This window comes from Pedobacter sp. GW822-FHT03F06, assembly GCF_058801365.1.
Window position 1 is genome coordinate 270,951 of record NZ_JBXANE010000005.1, and the last position, 21,284, is coordinate 292,234.

The 21,284-nt window shown below is 37.9% G+C and carries 13 protein-coding genes; all 13 read left to right on the forward strand.

Translation table 11 applies throughout. The features are described from left to right. Nucleotides 1-143 precede the first annotated feature (143 nt). The 13 genes from AC1RJ8_RS10865 to AC1RJ8_RS10925 all read left to right on the forward strand — a co-directional run bounded on the left by AC1RJ8_RS10865 (nt 144) and on the right by AC1RJ8_RS10925 (nt 21,252). Nucleotides 144-692: a sigma-70 family RNA polymerase sigma factor gene (locus AC1RJ8_RS10865; protein ID WP_492953825.1), complete on the forward strand. Its 549-nt coding sequence runs from the start codon at nt 144-146 to the stop codon at nt 690-692. A gap of 99 nt (nt 693-791) precedes the next feature. Then, nucleotides 792-1,850, forward strand: a complete 1,059-nt coding sequence (locus AC1RJ8_RS10870; RefSeq protein ID WP_492953826.1) for a FecR family protein — start codon at nt 792-794, stop codon at nt 1,848-1,850. Nucleotides 1,851-1,891: 41 nt separating this feature from the next. Beyond that, on the forward strand, nt 1,892-4,975 hold the full coding sequence (locus AC1RJ8_RS10875) for a SusC/RagA family TonB-linked outer membrane protein (protein ID WP_492953827.1): 3,084 nt from the start codon (nt 1,892-1,894) through the stop codon (nt 4,973-4,975). 11 nt (nt 4,976-4,986) lie between these two features. Next, nucleotides 4,987-6,417, forward strand: coding sequence for a RagB/SusD family nutrient uptake outer membrane protein (locus AC1RJ8_RS10880; RefSeq protein ID WP_492953828.1), 1,431 nt, complete (start codon nt 4,987-4,989; stop codon nt 6,415-6,417). Between the two features lie 18 nt (nt 6,418-6,435). Beyond that, nucleotides 6,436-7,197 (forward strand): DUF4843 domain-containing protein, encoded by a 762-nt coding sequence (locus AC1RJ8_RS10885; RefSeq protein ID WP_492953829.1) that lies wholly within the window; start codon nt 6,436-6,438, stop codon nt 7,195-7,197. Between the two features lie 24 nt (nt 7,198-7,221). Beyond that, on the forward strand, nt 7,222-8,745 hold the full coding sequence (locus AC1RJ8_RS10890; RefSeq protein WP_492953830.1) for a PKD-like family lipoprotein: 1,524 nt from the start codon (nt 7,222-7,224) through the stop codon (nt 8,743-8,745). Between the two features lie 30 nt (nt 8,746-8,775). After that, nucleotides 8,776-10,158, forward strand: a complete 1,383-nt coding sequence (locus AC1RJ8_RS10895; protein WP_492953831.1) for a TlpA family protein disulfide reductase — start codon at nt 8,776-8,778, stop codon at nt 10,156-10,158. Nucleotides 10,159-10,212: 54 nt separating this feature from the next. Beyond that, nucleotides 10,213-11,394: a TlpA family protein disulfide reductase gene (locus AC1RJ8_RS10900; RefSeq protein ID WP_492953832.1), complete on the forward strand. Its 1,182-nt coding sequence runs from the start codon at nt 10,213-10,215 to the stop codon at nt 11,392-11,394. Beyond that, nucleotides 11,384-12,910, forward strand: coding sequence for a retropepsin-like aspartic protease (locus AC1RJ8_RS10905; protein WP_492953833.1), 1,527 nt, complete (start codon nt 11,384-11,386; stop codon nt 12,908-12,910). Before AC1RJ8_RS10900 ends, AC1RJ8_RS10905 begins: the two co-directional genes overlap by 11 nt. A 4-nt stretch (nt 12,911-12,914) precedes the next feature. Then, nucleotides 12,915-14,048 carry a thioredoxin family protein gene (locus AC1RJ8_RS10910; RefSeq protein WP_492953834.1) on the forward strand — a complete coding sequence of 378 codons (1,134 nt, stop codon included), beginning with the start codon at nt 12,915-12,917 and terminating at the stop codon, nt 14,046-14,048. Nucleotides 14,049-14,268: 220 nt separating this feature from the next. After that, nucleotides 14,269-15,774, forward strand: a complete 1,506-nt coding sequence (locus AC1RJ8_RS10915) for a glycerophosphodiester phosphodiesterase family protein (protein ID WP_492953835.1) — start codon at nt 14,269-14,271, stop codon at nt 15,772-15,774. 133 nt (nt 15,775-15,907) lie between these two features. Beyond that, nucleotides 15,908-18,280: a phosphocholine-specific phospholipase C gene (locus tag AC1RJ8_RS10920; RefSeq protein WP_492953836.1), complete on the forward strand. Its 2,373-nt coding sequence runs from the start codon at nt 15,908-15,910 to the stop codon at nt 18,278-18,280. 191 nt (nt 18,281-18,471) lie between these two features. Further along, a complete protein-coding gene (locus tag AC1RJ8_RS10925; protein ID WP_492953837.1) occupies nt 18,472-21,252 on the forward strand; it encodes a ligand-binding sensor domain-containing protein in 2,781 nt (926 codons plus the stop codon). Nucleotides 21,253-21,284 lie beyond the last annotated feature (32 nt).

Consider the following 21,284-nt stretch of genomic DNA (forward strand, 5'->3'; position numbering starts at 1 on the left):
CGAAAAGCCTGTTTTTTCATTAAAATGCATGAAAAACTTAACAATGGGTTGATTCTTATTTAATGAAAAAATATCTTTGGCCTATCATCCGCTCCGAATAACTAGTAAAATCACCCTTTTTATTTTCTCAGGAATCCCTATTAATGGACTATGTTGTTGATTTAGCGTCGGGTTGCTTACAAACTTTTCAAACAGTTTACCGTTTGTTCAACCAAAAACTTTACGCTTATGTACTGAAAAAAACAGGTTCAGTTTACATGGCCGAAGAGGTGGTGCAGCTTACTTTTATCAAACTTTGGGAAAAGAGAGAAAGTCTTTCTTCGGAATATAGTTTATCAGCTCAGATTTTCCGCATTGCGGGTACAATCCTTATCGATCAGCTTAGAAAGGAGGCAGTTGGCAAAAAACATTTGACTATAGTGGAAAATGATTATGCTTTGCAGAATGAAGTTGATCAACCAGAAATGCACCATGCACTTGAGCAGGCCATCGAACAAATGGCACCTGTTAGAAAAAAAGTATTCAAATTAAGTAAGGTAGAGGGCTATTCTTATAGAGAAATTGCAGAAATGCTTTCTATTTCTCCAAAAACAGTCGAAAATCATATATCACAGGCATTAAAGCAGCTAAGAGCTGCGTTTTCTTCTATTATTTCGTTGGCCATCATCATGTCGGCCATTATTAACAAATAATTATTGCCTTTTTTGGTTATAAAAATCGTTTTTTCAGAAATTATATAAAATAATTTCAACCCTATAGGGGTAAAGCGCTTTCAAAAACGTAATGTAGTTATGCAAATCAACCAAAAGCTTGTTGAGAAGTTTTTTGCCGGCCAGTGTACTGCCGAGGAAGCCCGCATGGTAAGTAAATTTTTAGCTGATGGAGATAACCGTGAAATTTATTTAAACAGCGAGGAGTGGGCGCATTTTGAACCGAATGAAAAAGTTGATGGCGACGTATCAGACCGGATTTATGTAAATGTGTTAGACCATATCCACGATACTATAGAAATGAAGAGAAGCCGGTTGCGTTATTTGGCTTATGCCGCCTCGATCGCATTGATTGCTACTATAGGGTTGGTGGTTTATAAATTTAACAGTAATCAGGTTTCTAAATCTAATGTTACTGCTTTAACTAAAACGAGGGTGCCTGCTAGAGTTGCTAAGTTTGTGACCAATACCTCTCCTATAAAACAGACGCACACGCTTCCGGATGGAACTATTGTTGAGCTTGATCCAAACAGTGAGGTGAGTTATTTTCCATTTGATCAGGGAAAAAGAGATGTGGTTTTAATCGGACAGGCATTATTCAGGGTGCATAAAGACAAGACCAAACCTTTTACGGTTTTTGCCAACAACTTGGCTACTACTGCTTTAGGAACAGTTTTTAAAATAACCGCCTTTAAAAAAGGGCTTTACACTAAAGTGAGATTAATTGAAGGAAAGGTAGTGGTTAAGGCTCAACATAAATTGCTGGCAGCAGGTGTTAAAACAGTGTATTTATTACCGGGGAAAGTATTTACGGTAAATATGCAAACCTATGCTGCAAATGTGAAAGAGGTTAATATGCTGCCAGTTAAGAAACTGGAAACTTTAGACCAGAACAAGGCTATCTTTACCGAAAACGCCATTATTTTCGATAACGAATCTTTAGCCGGCGTTTTTGATGCACTTGAAACGAAATTGAACATTAAAATAAAATATTCTGCAGGTCAGTTAAACAAAAAAGTATTTACTGGACAATATGAATTCGGACGCGATGACATTGACTCTTTCTTAAATATGCTTTGTTCGCTCAATAACCTGACCCCAGAAAAAACAGCCGTGGGATATAATATAAAGAAGAAGTAAACAAAAAACCTAAACACAACTAGACCAAACTAACTAACTTCATGATTAAAATTTTTACTAAAAGAAACGTTCCAAAACGTGTCTTACTGCTACTGCTTTGCCTTTATCTGGGCTTAAGCGCCTATGCACAAACGCCATCTGTTAAAGGGGTTATTAAAGACGCAAAAGAAACCATTGTAGGCGCAACTGTTATCGCTCAAAATGTACAAACGGGGGTTAAAACAACAACCTCATCTGATAAGAACGGTGTATTTAGCTTTCCAAGACTAGTGGCAGGGCCATACAGGTTCACCATCAATTTTATTGGTTACGAAACAAAAACAGTTACCGGCCAAGTTAAGGACGGAGGAACTTTCTCGCTTTCTATTGAACTACGAGAAAGTAATACGTTGCTTGATAAAGAGGTCGTTGTAACAGGTACAGGTATCAATAGGAATAGAAACACCTTTACTGGGAGTACAGCCACATTTTCTGGTGATGACTTAAAAATTGTTGGGAATAACAACATTATCCAAAGTTTAAGAACATTAGATCCTTCTTTTTTATTGATAGAAAATAATTTAGTGGGTTCTAATCCAAATGTTTTACCTGTTATTGAGGTAAGGGGTAAAAGTAGTGTACCAAGTGCCAGTTTAAGAGATCAGTTTGGAGGAGATCCGAACCAGCCATTATTTATTTTAGATGGTTTCGAATCAACTTTACAAACCATTGTGGATTTGGATATTAACAGAGTGGGATCGGTTACGATATTAAAAGATGCGGCATCAACAGCTCTTTATGGGGCCAGGGCATCAAACGGCGTGGTTGTTATTGAAACCATCAGACCAAAATCGGGAGAACTTCAGTTTACTTATTCAAATGATTTCAGGGTAGAAAGTCCTGATTTATCTGGTTACAATATGATGAATGCAACCGAAAAGCTAGAATTCGAAAGGTTATCGGGAAGATATTCTGCAGCAGACGGAAACCCAACGCAACAGGTTTATTTAGATCAACTGTATAATTCGCATTTAGCCAAAATTAAAAGAGGGGTTGATAGTTATTGGCTAAGCGAACCTATACAAACGGGCTACAGCAACAACTCATCCGTTTTTGTACAGGGGGGGGATAATACTTTTACTTATGGCGTAGGGATGAATTATAAAACCCAAACCGGTGCGATGAAAGGCTCAGGAAGAGATAGCTATAGTGGAAGCATTAATCTTACTTACAGGAAAAACAAGTTAAACGTTAATAATATTACCTACATCAGGGGTTATTCTGCTTATAATTCTCCTTATGGTTCCTTTTCAGATTATGTAAATGCAAATCCATATTTTGAAAAGAACTACACCGACCGGTATTTAGAGGTTTCGAGACAGTCAAACGGTGTGGAGATTAAAGTTAGGAATCCGTTGTATGATGCCACTCTTCCGCAATACGACAATACTAAAAATTTAGAGGTTCAGAACAATTTAAATATCAATTATGATTTAACGCCCGATTTAAGATTAAATGGTGCGGTTCAAATTACAAAGGGTAATAAAAAAGGAAAGATTTTTAGGGCACCAGAAAGTAGCGATTTTGAAGATGTTACTTTATTAAGAAAGGGAACTTATCAGGATAGTAGTTCGAATAATTTATCTTATCAGGCAAATGTGTTGCTTACCTACTATAAAGCAATTGCCCAAAAGCATGTTTTGAATGCAAATTTTAGGGCAACAATTAATGAAAAGCAGGATGATAGTTTTATCACCCTTTCTGAAGGTTTCCCGCAAGGAAGCAATGGGAATCCGCGGTTTGCCTACGGTTATGCCGAGAACGGAGCGCCTAAAGCTGCATCTAGTATTTATAGAACACTAAACGGAACTCTTTCTGCAAACTATGCTTACGATAATAGATTTTTGGCGGATGCTTCTTACCGTTTGGATGGTTCGACCGCTTTTGGAAGAAATAAGCAGTTTTCGCCATATTATTCGGTTGGTTTAGGCTGGAACATCCATAACGAAGAACTTTTTAAAGGAAAAAATTGGATAAACAGATTAAAGTTATTCGGGAATATTGGAGTAACGGGTAATCAGAATTACGGAAATGTAACCTCTGTATCCGTTTATAATTACAACAGTAATAGCAATTACAATCAATTTGGACAAGGCATTGATTTAAGCACTCTTGGAAACCCAGATTTAGCCCCACAAAAAACAAGACAAATTAGTGGAGGATTAGATTTTATGCTTTTTAACACCAGGTTTACGGGTTACATTAATGCCTACACTAAAAAGACAGACCCATTAGTGGTAGCGGTTGATTTACCCTCATCAACAGGTGTTTTTAGCTATCCTTTAAATGCGGGTACCTTAACTTATAAAGGGGTAGAAGTGAAATTAAATTATTCGCCCATTTATAATACCGCAAAAAGAGTTGTATTGATGCTAGGTCTTACGGGCTCGATGTTTAAGAGTAAATATGCAGGCTTTGGAAACACATTGAACTCATTAAACAAACAACAGGAGTTAAATAAAAGTATTTTGAGATTTACAGATGGGTATAGTGCCGAAACCATTTGGGCTGCCAAGTCTTTAGGTATCGATCCGGCAACAGGAAGGGAAGTATTTTTAACACCAAGTGGCCAATACTCATTTGATTATAATGCCGCTAATATATTGCCGGTAGGAAATACAACACCAACGGTTGAAGGCGTATTTACCACAAACCTAATGTTTAAAGGATTTACTTTTGGCGTTAATGTAAGGTATAAGCTCGGGGGAGATGTATTTAACAGGGTTTTATTTGATAAGGTTGAAAATATCAGCTTTTCGAATATAACGCTTAACCAGGATAAAAGAGCCTTGTATGACAGGTGGCAAAGCCCTGGAGATGTGGCACAGTTTAAATCTATATCGCAAACCGCTACCACTCCGATTTCTTCAAGATTTGTACAAAAGGAAAATATAATAACTGGTGAGGCCATCAATATTGGCTATACTTTCGACAATAAAACCTGGGTTAAGAAGTTGGGCATGCGCTCTTTCGCCGTTAATGCACTGGCAAACGATATTTTCACCGCATCGACCATTAGGCAGGAGCGAGGTATAGATTATCCTTTTGCCAGAACCGTATCATTTAGTTTTAGGGCCTCATTTTAATAAATATATAGATGAAAAAGAATTGTATAAAATTATCTGTAGCAGCAATTGTATTGACGCTGTTATTGGGCGCTTGCAAAAAATTCCTTAACGTTCAACCAGAAGATAAGGTTATAGAAACGCAGGTATTTTCAAGCAGAAGCGGAATTAATACGGCATTAAATGGCTTGTATATAAACCTGGCTAAATCTAATCTATATGGAGAAAACCTTACCCTTTCTACAGTGGAGATTTTAGCACAGCGATATAATGTGCCATCAACGCATAGTTTATATAAAATTGCCTCTTATGCCTATGGGGATAAACCCGCAACCACCAAATTCGATGCCATTTGGACTGACGCCTATTCTACGATTCTAAATATCAATAGTTTTTTAGAAAATCTTGAGAAGTATACTGGCGTATTGGATACGAAAACGGAATCTCTTTATAAGGGAGAGGCTTTGGCCATGAGGGCTTTACTTCACCTGGATCTTTTAAGACTATATGGCCCTAAATACAATTCAGCAGATTCGACCAAACAATCTATTCCATATTACGAAAACAGTCAATCGAAAATTAATCCGCTTTTGCCCGCAAATCAAATCATGCAAAAGGTTTTGAGCGATCTTCAGCACGCAGAAGAATTACTCAAAAATGATATCATTATTACTGCAGGGATTAATCCTCCCGCTGCAAATGCGGAGGTTGATTTTGTTAACAATAGTCGCAACTACCGCTTAAATTATTATGCTGTTAAAGGTTTATTGGCCAGAGCCTACCTATATCGCGGAGACAAAGTATCGGCACTCGCGGCAGCGAAATCAGTTATTCAGCAGGCCGATAAATTTAAGTGGACTACCACCACCAATGCCTTAAGTGAGAAAGTAAATCCTGACCGTGTATTTTCTACTGAAATGATATTCGGGACAATGAATACCCAGCTTTATAACAATTACCTTGCGCTGTTTGATCCGGCGGTTACAGAGGGCAACATTTTGGCGCCTGCACCAGCAAGATTAACAGCCGTTTTCGAATCTAATGAAAGCGATTATAGGTATAACTTAAATTGGCAGATCCCATCAACTGGTATAAAAAGCTACAGAACCTTTTATAAATACGCAGATGTTGTAGATAAAACCAAAATTTTCAGGTTTACTATTCCACTTTTAAAAATTAGTGAGATGTACTACATCGCTGCTGAATGTGAACCAGTTGCTGCAGACGGGATTAACCAATTAAATGTGGTGCGTCTTAACAGGGGCTTAGCTAACCTAGCTACTACCGTGAATGTAAATACCGAACTACAAAAAGAATATCAAAAGGAGTTTTTTGGAGAAGGACAGCTGTTTTATTATTACAAACGCCGGAATGTAACCTCGGTAGGAAACGGAACCGGCAGTGGCAATATTACCATTGTTCCAGTAGTGCCGTTACCATTATCAGAAAGTCAATATCGTTAACCAAAAAAAATTAATCCAATGAAAGAAATTAAATTTTATACTGCAGGTTTACTGATATTGATATTGGCAAATTCTTGCAAAAAAAACCTGGAAACCTACAGTGGTAAAAACAATATCTATTTTAATGAAGCTGGGAGATTGCCCGCTTTTACTGGCGAAGTAATTAGGGATTCGACCGTGATGTCTTTTTCCTTGGCGAAAAGTACAGATTCAGTTGTAAATATGATAATCAAAACAACTGGTACAGTAAGCGATAAAGACCGTTCTTATAAACTGATAATCGATCCGGTTTCGACGGCCATAGAAGGAAAACATTACGATGCTTTACCTCAAACATTCAGTATCAAAAAAAATAAACTTCAGGATACCGTTAAGATTAAATTTCATAGATCTGTTGATATGCAGGCACAGAATTTTACACTGTTTTTTAAGCTCGAGGCCAACGAAAACTTTAGTGCCGATATGGTAGATAAATTAATTAATGCTACCACGGGGCAAAGACTAAGCTTTATCAGATACCGGTGGTTTATAAATGATATTATTAAAAAACCAGGTAGGTGGTTAGATGGGTACCTGGGTACTTTTACTAGGAAAAAATTGAGTTTGATTGTTCAGGTATTGGGAATAGACCCGGCCTACATGGATACCTCGATGTCGATTGCAGAGCTTACTGCATATGGAAAATTTATGCAACGTTATTTAAACGAACAAAAAGCAGCAGGAAAAACCATTTACGAAGAAGACGGATCAGAAATGATTATGGGTTCTTCTGTTCAATAAATCTATCTCTTAAATTAATTGATTATGACTTTCAAGAAATATATATTAATAATTGCGCTTTGCATTACAGGAGGGTTTAATGCCTGTAAAAAAGACCTGGGCAATTACAATTATAATGATATAAATGAATTATCTGCTGTTGGGGGTATTGCGCCAGATTTAACGGCAATATATAGTAAACAATTCGTTTTAAAACCTGATTTAAAGTTTACACAGGACGCTGGAACAGACGAATCCAAATACAGTTACGAGTGGTCTTACATTGGGCCGAATGGATTAGGCGGTTCAAAGCTTTTTACCTTGGCCACAACAAGGAACCTCGATTTAAAAATGACAATTATTGCGGGTACTTATCAGTTCTATTATTCTGTTACTGATAAAAATACCGGAGTCAAATTCAGGTATCCTTTTACATTAAAAGTGGTAAATGAGATCAATGAAGGCTGGATGCTGATGTGTGATGTATCGGGAAAAGCCAGAGTAGATATGCTTTCGTTAAATACCAACAATGCCTTCGACTTGATTATAGATTTATTGGCCACAACTGGCTCAGACCTAAAATTAGATGGAAAACCCGTAATGGCCTATACCTATAACACAGGTCTTTTACTTGGCCCCGATCAAATTAGTTATGGTGTTTATTTCGGTACTGATAAAAGCACTCAAAAGGTTGAGCCTAATACATTTAAATGGACAAAAACCATGGGGTTAACCTATGAGATGTACGGAAATATTCCTGAGGGTTTTTATGCAGATGTTATTAAACAACGTGCAGGAAGCGCCGCATATATGATTGGAAATCAGGATGCTTATTATTACGAGCGAGTACAGAGCATATATTATTCTGCGCCCATAAATTATATAACAGCCGAGCAAAAAGGATTTAAGGTTGCTCCTTTCATTGCAGGAAATCCGGCTATTGTGAGTAACGCACATGCTATATTTTACGATACCACCAACCGTAGATTTGTAAAACATACTGGTTCAGCGGCAACTTGTACAACATTGCCAAACCCTCCGGATGCACAGAAGTTGTTCAATTTTACTACCGGAATGGATTTGGTTTATATGCAATGGGTAGCCTTTAATGGCGGTGAGGTATTTAGTGTGCTCAAAGATCCCAGCTCATCAAAACGCTACCTGGCCCGATTTAACAGTGGTAACAATGCCCAGTCTTACTATGCCGAGATTTTAGCAACAGATTTTACCAATGCGGAATTTTACGCGGTAAGCCCTGATTTGGGTTATATTTTTTATAGCGTTGGGGGTAAGGTTTACGAATACGATATGTCTTTAAAATCGACCAAACTGATGCTTGATATGGGAACGAAGAAAATTTCTTTCTTACAGTTTTATGAGTTTAAGAATATCACAAAATACAAAGACTCAAATAAGTTAATGGTTGCTTCATACGATCCGGCATTACCTGAAGGTCAAAACGGAAGCCTTAACGTTTATACCGTTCCACCTGTAAATGGCGATTTAATACCATATACCAATTATAGCGGCTTCGGAAAAATTAAGAGTTTAACTTATAGAGAGCGTTAATCAAAATTCTTCAACATACAAATTAAACCAATGAAAATCAAAACATTACTGAGCGCACTTTTGTGCATCACTACACTTACTGCAATGGCACAGGCGCCAGTAGAAGTAAAAGGCCTTTTAAAAAAGAAAAGATCATCAGCCGTTAAACTGTTTAAGGTAAAATACGGAAAGAGCATAGAAATTGCGAATGCCAGTCCGAGTGCCAATGGCCAGTTTGGTTTTTTGTTCTATCCGGAGTACGAAGGTTTATATGTAATCGGTACTGGAAATGAAGGAAGCCCGAACGACAACTATAAATTCTATTTCAAGGGTGGTGAGCAGTTATCCGTAAGCCTATTAGATTCGAGCTATGTGCTAACGGGTAAAGTAAACTCTAAAGAAAACACAGTACTTACCCAATGGCACGACCTTACTTTCCCGCTTGAGCAGAAAGCCGTGAACTTTATGAAAGTGCAAAGTACTTTTGTCGATTATTTTCCTGAGCAAGAAGAAATTGTAGCGAAGAGCAAAACTTTCTTAAACGGAAAAAGCACAGGTAATGCAAAATTTGATAAACAGATTAAAGATATCATGGCTTTAGATCTGGCCAGCTACGCAACTAACTTTTTAAATACACCACGTTCTGCACATCCTTCGGTTGAAGAGTACAGCAATTTTTACAGCAGTTTAAAAGCAGTAGATTTTGCAAAAACAACCGATAAGGTATACAATTACCCATGGGGTTACCGCACCCTTTCGGGCATAATTAGTGTAAATATGCGTCAGGATGGCAAAGCCTATAAAAGAGGAATAGAGGGAGTAGATATTTTTGCTTCTTATCTTCCAAATGATACTTTAAAGGGTGATTTGGCTTTAGAAAATGCTGCCGGTTATAAAACAATAGGTGATTATCAAACCTTAATGGCAAAATATAATAAATACGTGATTACCAAAGCACAAAAAGAGCGTAGCAGCAACATTATGAACCCCTTGTTAACCTATAAACCAGGTACCGATGCTTACGAATTTTCTTATGCAGACAACAATGGTAAAATGCATAGCTTGAAGGATTTTAAAGGAAAGGTGGTGTTGGTTGATACCTGGGCAACCTGGTGCGGACCTTGCAAAGCCGAAATCCCCTTTCTTAAAAAATTAGAAGAAGAAATGAAAGGGACAGATGTGCAGATTATCAGCTTATCTACCGATGCAGAAAAAGACAAGGAAAAATGGCTTAAAATGATCAAAGATGAAAATTTGGGCGGCTTACAGCTTTTTGCAGGTGGACCATCCAATGAGTTTTCTAAATACTATAAAATTAATACCATTCCCCGTTTTTTGGTTTTCGATAAACAGGGCAAAATTGTAACCGTTGATTCACCCCGTCCTTCTCAGCCAGAGTTAAAAGCTTTATTGCAAAAAACGCTAGCCAATTAGGTTATTGCTTTGCCGCTATCTCGGCGGCAAAGCTTTTACATTTTCTTTTACCAAATGATAACAATAAAAAAACTATTGCTGGCTACGCTTTTGCTCTTTTTTTTACCCAAGGCATATTGCCAAAATGATAGCATACAAATTAGCGGGCAACTTAAAGGCCTGGGAAATAAATCGGTTTGGATTTCTTTTGCTGATGACGCTGGTGTATCCAGAAGCTATAGAGCAAATGCCAATAACGATGCTTTTTCTTTAAAAGTGCCCCGCTTGCAAAAACCAGCCATTGCCCGTTTTGATGTTTCGGTATCAAGGGGTTTAAATGCTACGAAAAATGACAAAACCGTTTCGAATCCATCTCCCGTTCTTGATTTGTTCGTTTTTGATAAAGGGATTAAAATAACTGGCGATGCCTTATTGGTTCAGTTTGCAAAGGTAAGCGGCGATGAAGAAAACAATGTGCTTGACAGCTATAAACAGCTGGTAAAAAAAGATGAAATGCGTAATTACGAAATTATGCAGTTGCTTTTTAATGGAGAAAAAAACACGAATGCGGTGCAATCAAAGGCGCTCAGTGCTGAGGCTACTGCAATAAACAGAAAATTGGTTAACGTAAAGCGCGACTTTGTTAAAAACCATCCGGACGCCTTTGCTTCTGTGTTTTTATTAACCCGAATGCAAAACCTGTATACCGCAGGCGATTTTATTTCCACTTGGAACAGTTTATCCAACAAGTATAAAAACCACCCCGCTGCAGAGCGCATTAAGGAGTACATCAAAAAAATAAGCGCTACACCAGATGGTTCATATGCCATAGATTTTCAAAAAGCAGATGTTAACGGAAAGGACATTCGTTTAAACGATTTTAAAGGCAAAACTGTGCTGCTCGATTTTTGGGGCAGCTGGTGCGGGCCTTGCCGGGCCAGTAACCCACATCTTAAGGCATTATACGCAAAATACCAATCCAAAGGTTTTGAAATTATAGCCATAGCACAAGAGCAGAAAAAATTACTTAGCGAGGCACGCACAGCCTGGCTCAAGGCTATTGAAGAAGATGGACTCACCTATATCAATGTGCTCAATAATGAGGATATGGATAAGCATAATTTGGTAAAAGACTATAACATTATGGCTTTTCCAACCAAGATCCTGCTCAGCAGTGAGGGTAAAATAATACTCCGTATTACCTCGAGTGCTACTGATGATATTGACCTGGCCCTCGAAAAAATTTATGGATTTTAAATCCACCTACTCAGATAAAATGAAAATTAAAGTAATACTGTTTTTGGGCGTCTTGGTATCGGCGTTAAATGTGCAGGCACAAAACGCCAAAACGATAATCGAAAGCATGAACAAAATGTTCGCTCAAAAATCTATCGATCCCATAATGGAAAACTTAAGTAGCAATTTTTCTGTTGCTGCTTATTCCAGACCCTCAACCGATAGGATGCTAAAAGCGATTTTGGAGCGTTATACCTGCGATTCGCTACAGTTGAAAAGTGAGGCAAAACAAAACGGAAATGTTCAGCTTACCGTACTTCCGTTTAATAAAGGAAAGGCAGGAAAGGAAAGTTCGGTTTATACGGATAACCAATATAAGCTCCTTTATACTGATATTTTCGATCAGCTTTATGGCATGAACCGGTATAAAAAATCGGTATTGATTGCTAAAATCCCCTTCGAAGTACAAGATGGTTCAATCATTTTAACCGTTAAGGTAAACAATAGCTTGCGACCGCTAAAACTGCTTTTTGACACCGGAGCTGATGGAATGGCCATTACCAAAGCCCTTGCCGATTCTATAGGTATAAAAGCTACCCGCCAGCAAAGTACCTCTGTAGTGGGGGGGAATATGCAGATATTGGTTTCAGAAGGAAATACCGTTCAGCTAGATACTTTTAAGCTAAAAAACCAAAGTTTTGCTATTTTTCCTGAAATGCATAAAGGAAGTGATGGCATTATTGGCAATAGTATTGCCAAAAACTACATTACCAAAGTAGATTTCGATAAAAAAGAACTCTCGCTCTATAATTTTGGGGATTATGTCTATCAAGACCAAGGTAAATCTGTTCCTGTTACTGTGCCTGCCGGGTTATTTATTATTCCGGGTGAGATAAGCATAATGCCTGGACAGGAAAATGCAGGAGAATTTGTTTTCGACACAGGTGCTTCATATAATCTCATTTGTTTTAGGCCATTTGTAAAAAAGAATAAACTATTGGTAAGCGGTTTCAAACCAGAATATAATGGTACCACAACCAGTATGGGTATCAGCACACCTACCTACAGTGGGAGGGCGACATCGTTTTCTTTTTCAAATATGCCTAAGCTAACCGATTTTCCGGTTACCCTCATGGCAGGTGGAGGCCAGAGCGAAAACTGGAATCCGGGCTTCGATGGATCAATCGGCATCAGAACCATAGGGCGTTATAATTTCACCATTAATCTGCAGAAAAAGGAAATCCATTTTGTACCAAACCATACGCTAAATTTCCCTAACGATTTTGTTTTGGGCGCTTATTTATTCGGCTTCGATCAGGATGGAAAATTAAAGTTGTTAAGTGTAGTTGCTCCGGTTGAAAGCGAAGCAATAAAAGCAGGGCAGACAATTGAAAGTATTGATGGCGTCGCCGCATCAGTTCTACTTAAAGACAGCAAGAAAATGCTTGCGGTTTTAGCAGCACCCTCAGGTAAAAGCTTCAAAATTGCCTACACTGCAAATGGAGAAAAACAAAATATCTCAATAACCAAAAAATAGATTTATGAAAAAAATAATCCATACCATTTGCCTGATGTTCGCTGTTATAGGCTGCCTGGCACAAAATCAATCCTTAAACAGCGTATTGAAACAAGCCAAAAAAGAAAATAAACTCATTTTTGTTGATTGTTATTTCACAGGCTGTATCCCATGTGCTCAAATGGATGAAAATGTTTTTCCAAATGCGCTTGTTAAAGCAGAAATGGGCAAAAATTTCCTGATGCTCAAAGTAGATATTTTTAAGGATAAGCTTGGCGATACCTTAAAAGTGCAGCATATTTTAAATGGATTCCCAACTTTCTTGGTGTTAAACGGTGATGGAAAATTAATCAGCTCCTCATCTGGCTACAAAGATCCGGGGAATTTGCTCGCATTGTTTGCCGATGCACGCCAAAAAGCAAACAAACAGCAGTTTTTAACTGGTTTTTCTACGCAATATGATGAAAAAAAATATCCATCGTTTTATGTAGAATTCTGTAAAACCCGGAAGGGAATAAGCCCAGCTATCTTAGCAACCTATAGCGATACTTTAAAAAACTTTAAAGCTGAGAATGCCTTGTTGCCTTACCTGGTTAACAGATCGGCTGATGAAAAGGCTATTGAAACCATCTTTGCTGATTACAATGGTTTTGTATCGCTTTATGGAGCCGATGTATTGCAGCCTGTAATCGATTATGGCTTAAACCTAAAGTTGGCCAAAGCACTAAAAGCAAATTTGAATGATGCTGCTTTTGAAGACTTTTTAGGGGGGCAGAAAAAATACTTCTCAGAAAAAACATGGAAAATATGCCTGCAAACTTTGGGCAATAAATATTTCCTGGCGATGAAAAAAGATACCGTAGGTTTTCTGAAATTCTCGATAAAAAATCCAGTTTTATATCAATACCACTTTAATGCGCTTTATAGCACATTATTGGTTAAAAATGGTTTTACTCCAGAAGTGGTGAAGCTCTTTTGTAAATGGGCTGATGCCATTGTTACAGATGATAGTGGTCTTGAGTTTATGAAAACGGCTGCCGCGGTAAATAAACGTGCGCAGGACGAAGTTGGTTATAACAGATTTGTGAAAATGGCTACTAACTATGCCAGTAAGTATAAAATGAAAACGGAACCCATTAATGAGAGCGGTTCAAAATAAATAAGAATTACACCTTGTAGAAGGGGTGCATGTTAAATAGTTAATGATCGAAAAGCTTATCTGGATGGATAAGCTTTTTGTTTTTGTTCATATAATGGTTACATTAACTTTATTTTGTTTTCGGGCTAAAAATCTACTTTTGATCTTCCATTTTATAAAATTGTTTTCAATTGAGATGGAACGATCATGATTTTCAGGTCAATCATCATAAAACCAAAATATGAAACGAGTATTTATTTCTGCACTAATGTTGTTCATTTTTACCGCCTCTTTTGCTCAAAAATTTAACTGGAACAAAAACCAGGTAATTGCCCATCGTGGCGCATGGAAGAAAAATAATTTTCCTCAAAATTCTATCGCTTCATTAAACGAAGCGGTAAAGCTGGGCTGTTATGGATCGGAATTCGATGTGTGGATGACCGCAGACAATGTTTTGGTCATTAATCACGATCCCGAATTTCAGGGTTTGGTTATCGAGAAAGTAAATTATGCTGATTTATTGACCAAAACGATGAGCAATGGCGAAAAAATCCCAACGCTCGAAGCTTATTTATTGGAAGGTAAAAAGCAAAGAACTACCAAACTGATTTTAGAGATCAAACCTTCGTTAATCAGCAAAGAACGAGGAATCGAGGTGACCAATAAATGTGTTGAAATGGTTCAGAAACTCGGGGTAACGGAGTGGACGGAGTATATCAGTTTCGACTACGATTACTGCAAACGCATTTTAGCGTTAATGCCGAAAGCAAAGGTAGCTTACCTAAAAGGAGATATAAGTGCCGAACAAATGAAAGCCGATAAATTAACCGGTGTTGACTATCATTTTAGCGTTTACCAGAAAGATGGGTGGATTGAAAATGCCCACAAATTAGGATTAACGGTAAATGCCTGGACCGTAAATACTGTTCCCGAAATTCAATGGCTTTTGGCGCATCAGGTTGATTATATCACTACTAATGAGCCGGAATTAACTTTCGAAGAGCTCAAAAAAACGCCTGTTGCAACGGGCTGGAAGCTGAAATGGGCTGATGAATTTAACGACGCCGGATTACCTTTAGCAAAAAACTGGAGTTACGATGTAGGTGGAAAGGGTTGGGGCAATAATGAGCTTCAATATTATACCGATGCTGATAGCACAAACGCAATTGTAAAAAAAGGGAGTCTGAATATTACTGCAGTAAAAGCAGATAAGGAAAACAACCATTATACTTCGGCCAGATTGGTAACGAAAAATAAATTCGATTTTAAATACGGAAGGGTAGAAGTTCGCGCCATGTTGCCAAAAGGCAGGGGCTTATGGCCTGCCATATGGGCTTTACCAACCGAAGGGAAATACGGTGGCTGGCCAAAGAGCGGCGAAATTGATATTATGGAACATGTAGGTTACGATCCGGATAGCGTTCATGGAACGGTACATACCGAAAAATTTAACCACGTAATCAAAACGCAGATTGGAAAGGCTTTAAAGGTTGATCATCCTTATACCGAATATCATATTTATGCAGTAGAGTGGTTTACCGATAGAATAGATTTCTTTATTGATAACCAAAAATACCTCACTTTTAAAAATACTAAAAAGGGATCTGGCGATTGGCCATTCGATCAAAACTTCCACCTTATTTTAAATGTAGCCGTAGGTGGCGGTTGGGGCGGAAAAAAAGGAGTAGACGATGCTGTATTCCCTGCAAGTATGAAAGTAGATTATGTTAGGGTGTTTCAGAAGTAATGGTTTGTTAGTTCAATAGTTCATTGGCCATTAGTTGATTGGTTTATCGACTATGGATCCCAGGCCTATGACTGATTTAAAACTGTCAACTGAAAATTATAACTTGCGTTATCTAAGCTATATTGTATAATTTATGGATTCACGTAGAGAATTTCTAAAAAAGGCGGCCTTGTTTGCCGGAGCTACTGGTATGGCCAATACCTTGCCTGGTTCGGTGCTAAAAGCCATGTCGATTAACCCTGAACCCGGTAGTACATTTTACGATGCAGAACACATTGTTTTCCTGATGCAGGAAAACAGATCTTTCGACCATATGTTCGGTAAAATGAAAGGTGTGCGCGGGTTTAATGATCCCCATCCACACATTCAGCCCGATGGAAACAAGGTTTGGTTGCAAAAAGATGGCCAGGGTTATACCTATGCGCCTTTTCATGTAGATATAAACAAAACGAAAATAACCTGGCAGGGCGGTTTACCACATTCGTGGAATGATCAGGTTGCCGCCAGGAATGGTGGCCGTTATGATAAATGGTTACCTGTTAAAACACCAATGACACTGGCTTATTATGATCGGAATGATGTTCCTTTCTATTACGCCATGGCTGATGCTTTTACCATCTGTGATCAGCATTTTTGTTCATCGCTAACCGGAACAACGCCAAACAGACTGTTCTTTTTTACAGGAACCGTTCGCGGAGAAAAAAGTGCAAACCGGGTTGCGGTGGTGAATAATGATCAGGCCGAATCGCAAAATAATGTATTTGTAGATTGGCCAACTTTTCAGGAAACATTAGAAGATAATGGTATCGATTGGCGCATTTATCAAAACGAACTATGGACCTCCAAACTCCCGGAGGGTGAAATAGATGATTGGTTGGGTAATTATGGCGATAATCCTGTAGAATACATCAGCAGGCATAATGTTAAATTATCGGCTTACTTTAGAAAAAATGGAGATAATACCGTTAAACCTGCTTTAACCGCAAAGGAGGTTCAGGAGAAATACGATAAATTATCTCAAAAGGAAAAAAACTTAGTAGATAAAGCATTTACGACGAACATTTCTCAAAAAGACTACCTCGATCTTGAACCATTTACTTTTAAGAACGACGAAGGGAAGTCTGAAACGATTAATTTACCTAAAGGCGATATTTTCCATCAGTTTAGAAAAGATGTAGATAGCGGGAAATTACCAACGGTTTCGTGGTTGGTTGCACCTCAGCGTTTTTCTGATCATACCAGCTCGCCATTGTATGGAACCTGGTATGTAAGCGAAGCCCTGGACATTTTAACCAAAAACCCGGAGGTTTGGAAAAAAACAATTTTTGTTTTAACCTATGATGAAAATGATGGTTATTTTGACCATCAGCCACCTTTTGTAGTGCCAAACCCTGATGATTCGACCAGCGGAAAGGTATCTGAAGGAATAAACTATGCCACAGATTTCGAAGCAAAAAAGGGAAGTCCGATCGGTTTGGGCTATCGTGTACCATTGGTTATTGCCTCACCCTGGAGCAAGGGTGGTTTTGTGAACTCGCAGGTTTTCGATCATACTTCATCATTAATGTTTATGGAAAAATGGCTGGCTAAAAAAACAGGCAAAACCATTAAAAGCAATAACATTAGCGATTGGAGAAGGAATATTTGTGGTGATTTAACCTCGGTGTTTAGACCGTACAATGGAGAAGAAATTAAATCTCCCGAACCGCTAAAACGTGATGTTGTAGTAACCAATATTGGTAATGCTAAAAACAAACCTGCCCAGGTTGGTCCTACGGCACTTAACAAAACAGAAGTTGTAAAAATAAATAAGTTCGAAGCCTTTTCTGCAGAAACAGCTAATCATGCCCCTAAGCAGGAGAACGGAACAAAACATGCTTGTGCCTTGCCTTATCATTTAACGGTTGATGCAAATCTGGTTAACAATGAAATAGCACTTACTTTTCAATCGGCAAAAACCTTGTTCGGTAGTGAAACAGAAACGGTTGGTGCGCCTTTCAACATGAATACCATTGCCAAATTTAAAGGTGTTGCTGGCAAAACATGGGCCTATGCTGTAAAAGCTGGCGATGTGGTAAAAGACAGCATTAAACTTGATGATTTTGATAATGAAGTTTACGATCTTACAATTAACGGTCCGAATGGTTTTTACAGGCATTTTGTCGGCAGCAAAAAAAATCCTTCCATTGTGGTAAAAGCATATCCAGAGCAGGCTGGTTTGGTGAGCAAAAAACTAACAGGTAACCTGGTTTTCGCTATTGAAAACAAAGGCATCAATTTAGTTTCACTTCAAATTGTAGATAATAAATACAAATCGGGGAGCAAAACGGTAACAATCAAGCCAAAATCGGGTACAAATATCTCATTTAATCTGGCTAAAAATGCGAATTGGTACGATTTCAGTATTGTGCAGACTGGCAATACCACATTTAAGCACCGTTATGCAGGTAAAATAGAAACCGGAGAAATTACCCAAACCGACCCATACATGGGTAACGCATTATAAATATCCCCCAAAAAGGGGGATGGCTTTTGAAAGAAATTATGCTTATTTTGTATTACATGTGCAGTAAACTGTCTATAATCAAGATAAATTTCATAGTTTCTTTCATTTTGCTTTTTAGCCTTAAGCTATCGGCCCAAAGCTATAATTTTACCAATTACAGCTTAAAGGATGGCTTACCTCAATCGCAGGTAATGGTCATATATCAAGCAAAAGACAGGACACTCTGGCTTGGCACTTTTGGCGGGGTTAGTAATTTCGATGGCCGGCAATTTATCTCGTACAGCAAAGCTGATGGGTTAGGATCAAATTCAGTAAACTGTATTGCAGAGGATAACCAGGGCCAAATGCTTTTTGGTACCGAAACAGGTATCAGTATTCTTAAGCGTGGAAAAATAAGCACACTGTTTTCGGGCAAAGGGGTAAGCCATTTGCTTAAAGACAAACAGGGTGTTATTTGGGGAATAAGCGAGTATAAGCTTTTCAAAATTGAAAAGAATAAAATTGTTTTTTATTCCATTGCCAATAAAAATATTAATACCATAAACAGTGATAGCGCCGGAAACCTATATGCTGCTGTATCAGGAAAGGGGATTTATCAATTAAAAAATAATAACTGGGTAATCTCCCTGGAGTTGCCGCCAGCCATTAATTCCTTATCTATCCGGAAGATCTTATTTGATAAAAATGTAAAGAATAAGGCCTATCTCTTAACCTCCCGTAGCGGAATTTATGTGCTGGAGAACGGAATAGTTAAACCGTTTTTTAAAAAAGCGGGTATTGATACCTATTATTCCATCGCACAGGATCATCGTGGAAATATGTGGATAGGCTCTGAAAAAGGAGCTTACTTTATCAATAAAAATGGTTCGATTATTAACTTTAATGGAGAAAATGGATTGAGCGATAACCAGGTTAACGAAATATTTAGCGATGCTGAAAACAATATCTGGATATCTTGTTTTAGTGATGGTATTTACAAATATGAAGGCGATGCCTTTATTCGTTACAATAGGTTTAAGGGCAAGAATCTGGCTTATCCAATAAGCGGAATAGCGGCAGATAAAAATAATAACCTCTGGTTTGGCACTTTTAACAAAGGTGTTTTTAAGTATGATGGTGAAAATGTACAAAATGTTGATATTCCCGCCTTTAAGGATAAGAAAATCTACTTCGTTTATGCCGATAAAGCGAAAAACATTTGGTTTTCGACCTACGGTAAAGGCATTTGGAAGTACGACGGGCAGAAATTTAGCCAGGTATTAAAACCAGATAGGTTTGATAACAGCTCGATAGCTGAAGACGAGGGGGGAGGGATCTGGATAAACGGCCTCATGTCATCTACTTATTTAAAGGATGGGAAAACTGAAAGAATAAGCGGGTTTGATGGTTATTTATCGTGTATTTATACCTTGCGGAAGGATAGCGTGTTTCTTGGTACCTCAAATGGCGTTACACTTATCAAAAACAGAAAGATAGATAAAACATTTCGCATCAAATCGCTCACCAATGTTTACGTACTGAGTATTATAAGACAGAATGATAATTTAATTTTTGCCACGCTTGGCGATGGCATCATCACCTGGAATTTAAAAACGAAAGCCATTAAACGTTATGTTGTTGCTGATGGGTTAAACTCAAATGATATTTATAGCCTTGCAACCGATAAGGAAAATAATTTATGGGCAGGAACCGGGCGGGGAATTAACAAATTAACTTTTAATAAGCAACAACAAAGTTATGAGGTTTTTAGAGATCATCCGCTAATTGTTGAGTGTAATCAAAACGCAATTATCAATTACAAAAACAGCATATTGGTAGGCACCATAGATGGACTTATCCAGTGTAAAACCAATGTGCTTGCAGAGGATAAAAAGAATCCTTTTATCCATATTCAACAGGTAAGTGTTTTTCATAAAAATGATCGGGCAAAGGATCTGTCAGTAGATCTGAACGGAAAAGGAGATAAATTTTATAAACTTAATTACAGTCAAAACCACATTTCGATAAGTTTTAAAGGGGTTTACCTCACCAATCCAGAAAGTGTGCTTTACCGCTATAAACTGGTGGGGGTAGATAACGATTTCAGTAAACCTGTACCCAATACGGAGATCGAATACTCGGCCATAAGGCCAGGTAGCTACACATTCCAGGTTTATGCTATCGCAAATGGCCAACAATCAAATATCGAACAATTTAGCTTTACTATTGTACCGCCCTATTATGATACCATTATATTTAAGATTGGCGCGTTTTTGGTGCTTATATTCTTGATCTGGCTTATCTTTTACCTCATTTTTAAAACCAGAGAACGTAAAAAACACCAATTCGAAAAGTTAAAGTTAAAAGAACAGGAAAAAATAAGAAAGCAAACCGCAGAAGATTTTCATGATGATATTGGCAATAAACTAACGCGGATTAATGTTTTATCCGAAATTTTAGATAAAAAGGTAGCTGGAACGGAAAAAGAGCAAAAAGAACTGATCAGACTAATCAGAGAAAATGCCAGCCTGTTGTATACCGGTACTAAAGATATCCTTTGGGCGCTAGATCCGCATAGCGATAATCTTTTTGAGATATTGATGCACATTAAAAATTTTGGGATCGATCTATTCCAAAACACAGGTGTTACATTTAAAATGGAGGGGGTGTTAAGCAAATACCAAAAGCTACACCTATCGATGGAGTTTAACCGAAACCTGACCCTTATTTTTAAGGAAATGCTAAACAATGTGTTAAAGCATGCCAAAGCAAGCCAGGTGTTGATTATGGTTATTGAAACCGATGATGATACCGTAAACATCTTAACAACAGACGATGGTGAAGGTTTTGATCTTGAAACGGTAGAGAAAGGGAGAGGGTTAAACAACATTCAAACACGCTGCAAACGGATAAAATCGACCTTTCAGATTTCTTCTATAAAGGGGAAAGGCACTACTACAACAATTTCTACCAGAATTCCTGTTACAAAATAGCACTAAAACCGTCTTAATTAAAAACTACCATA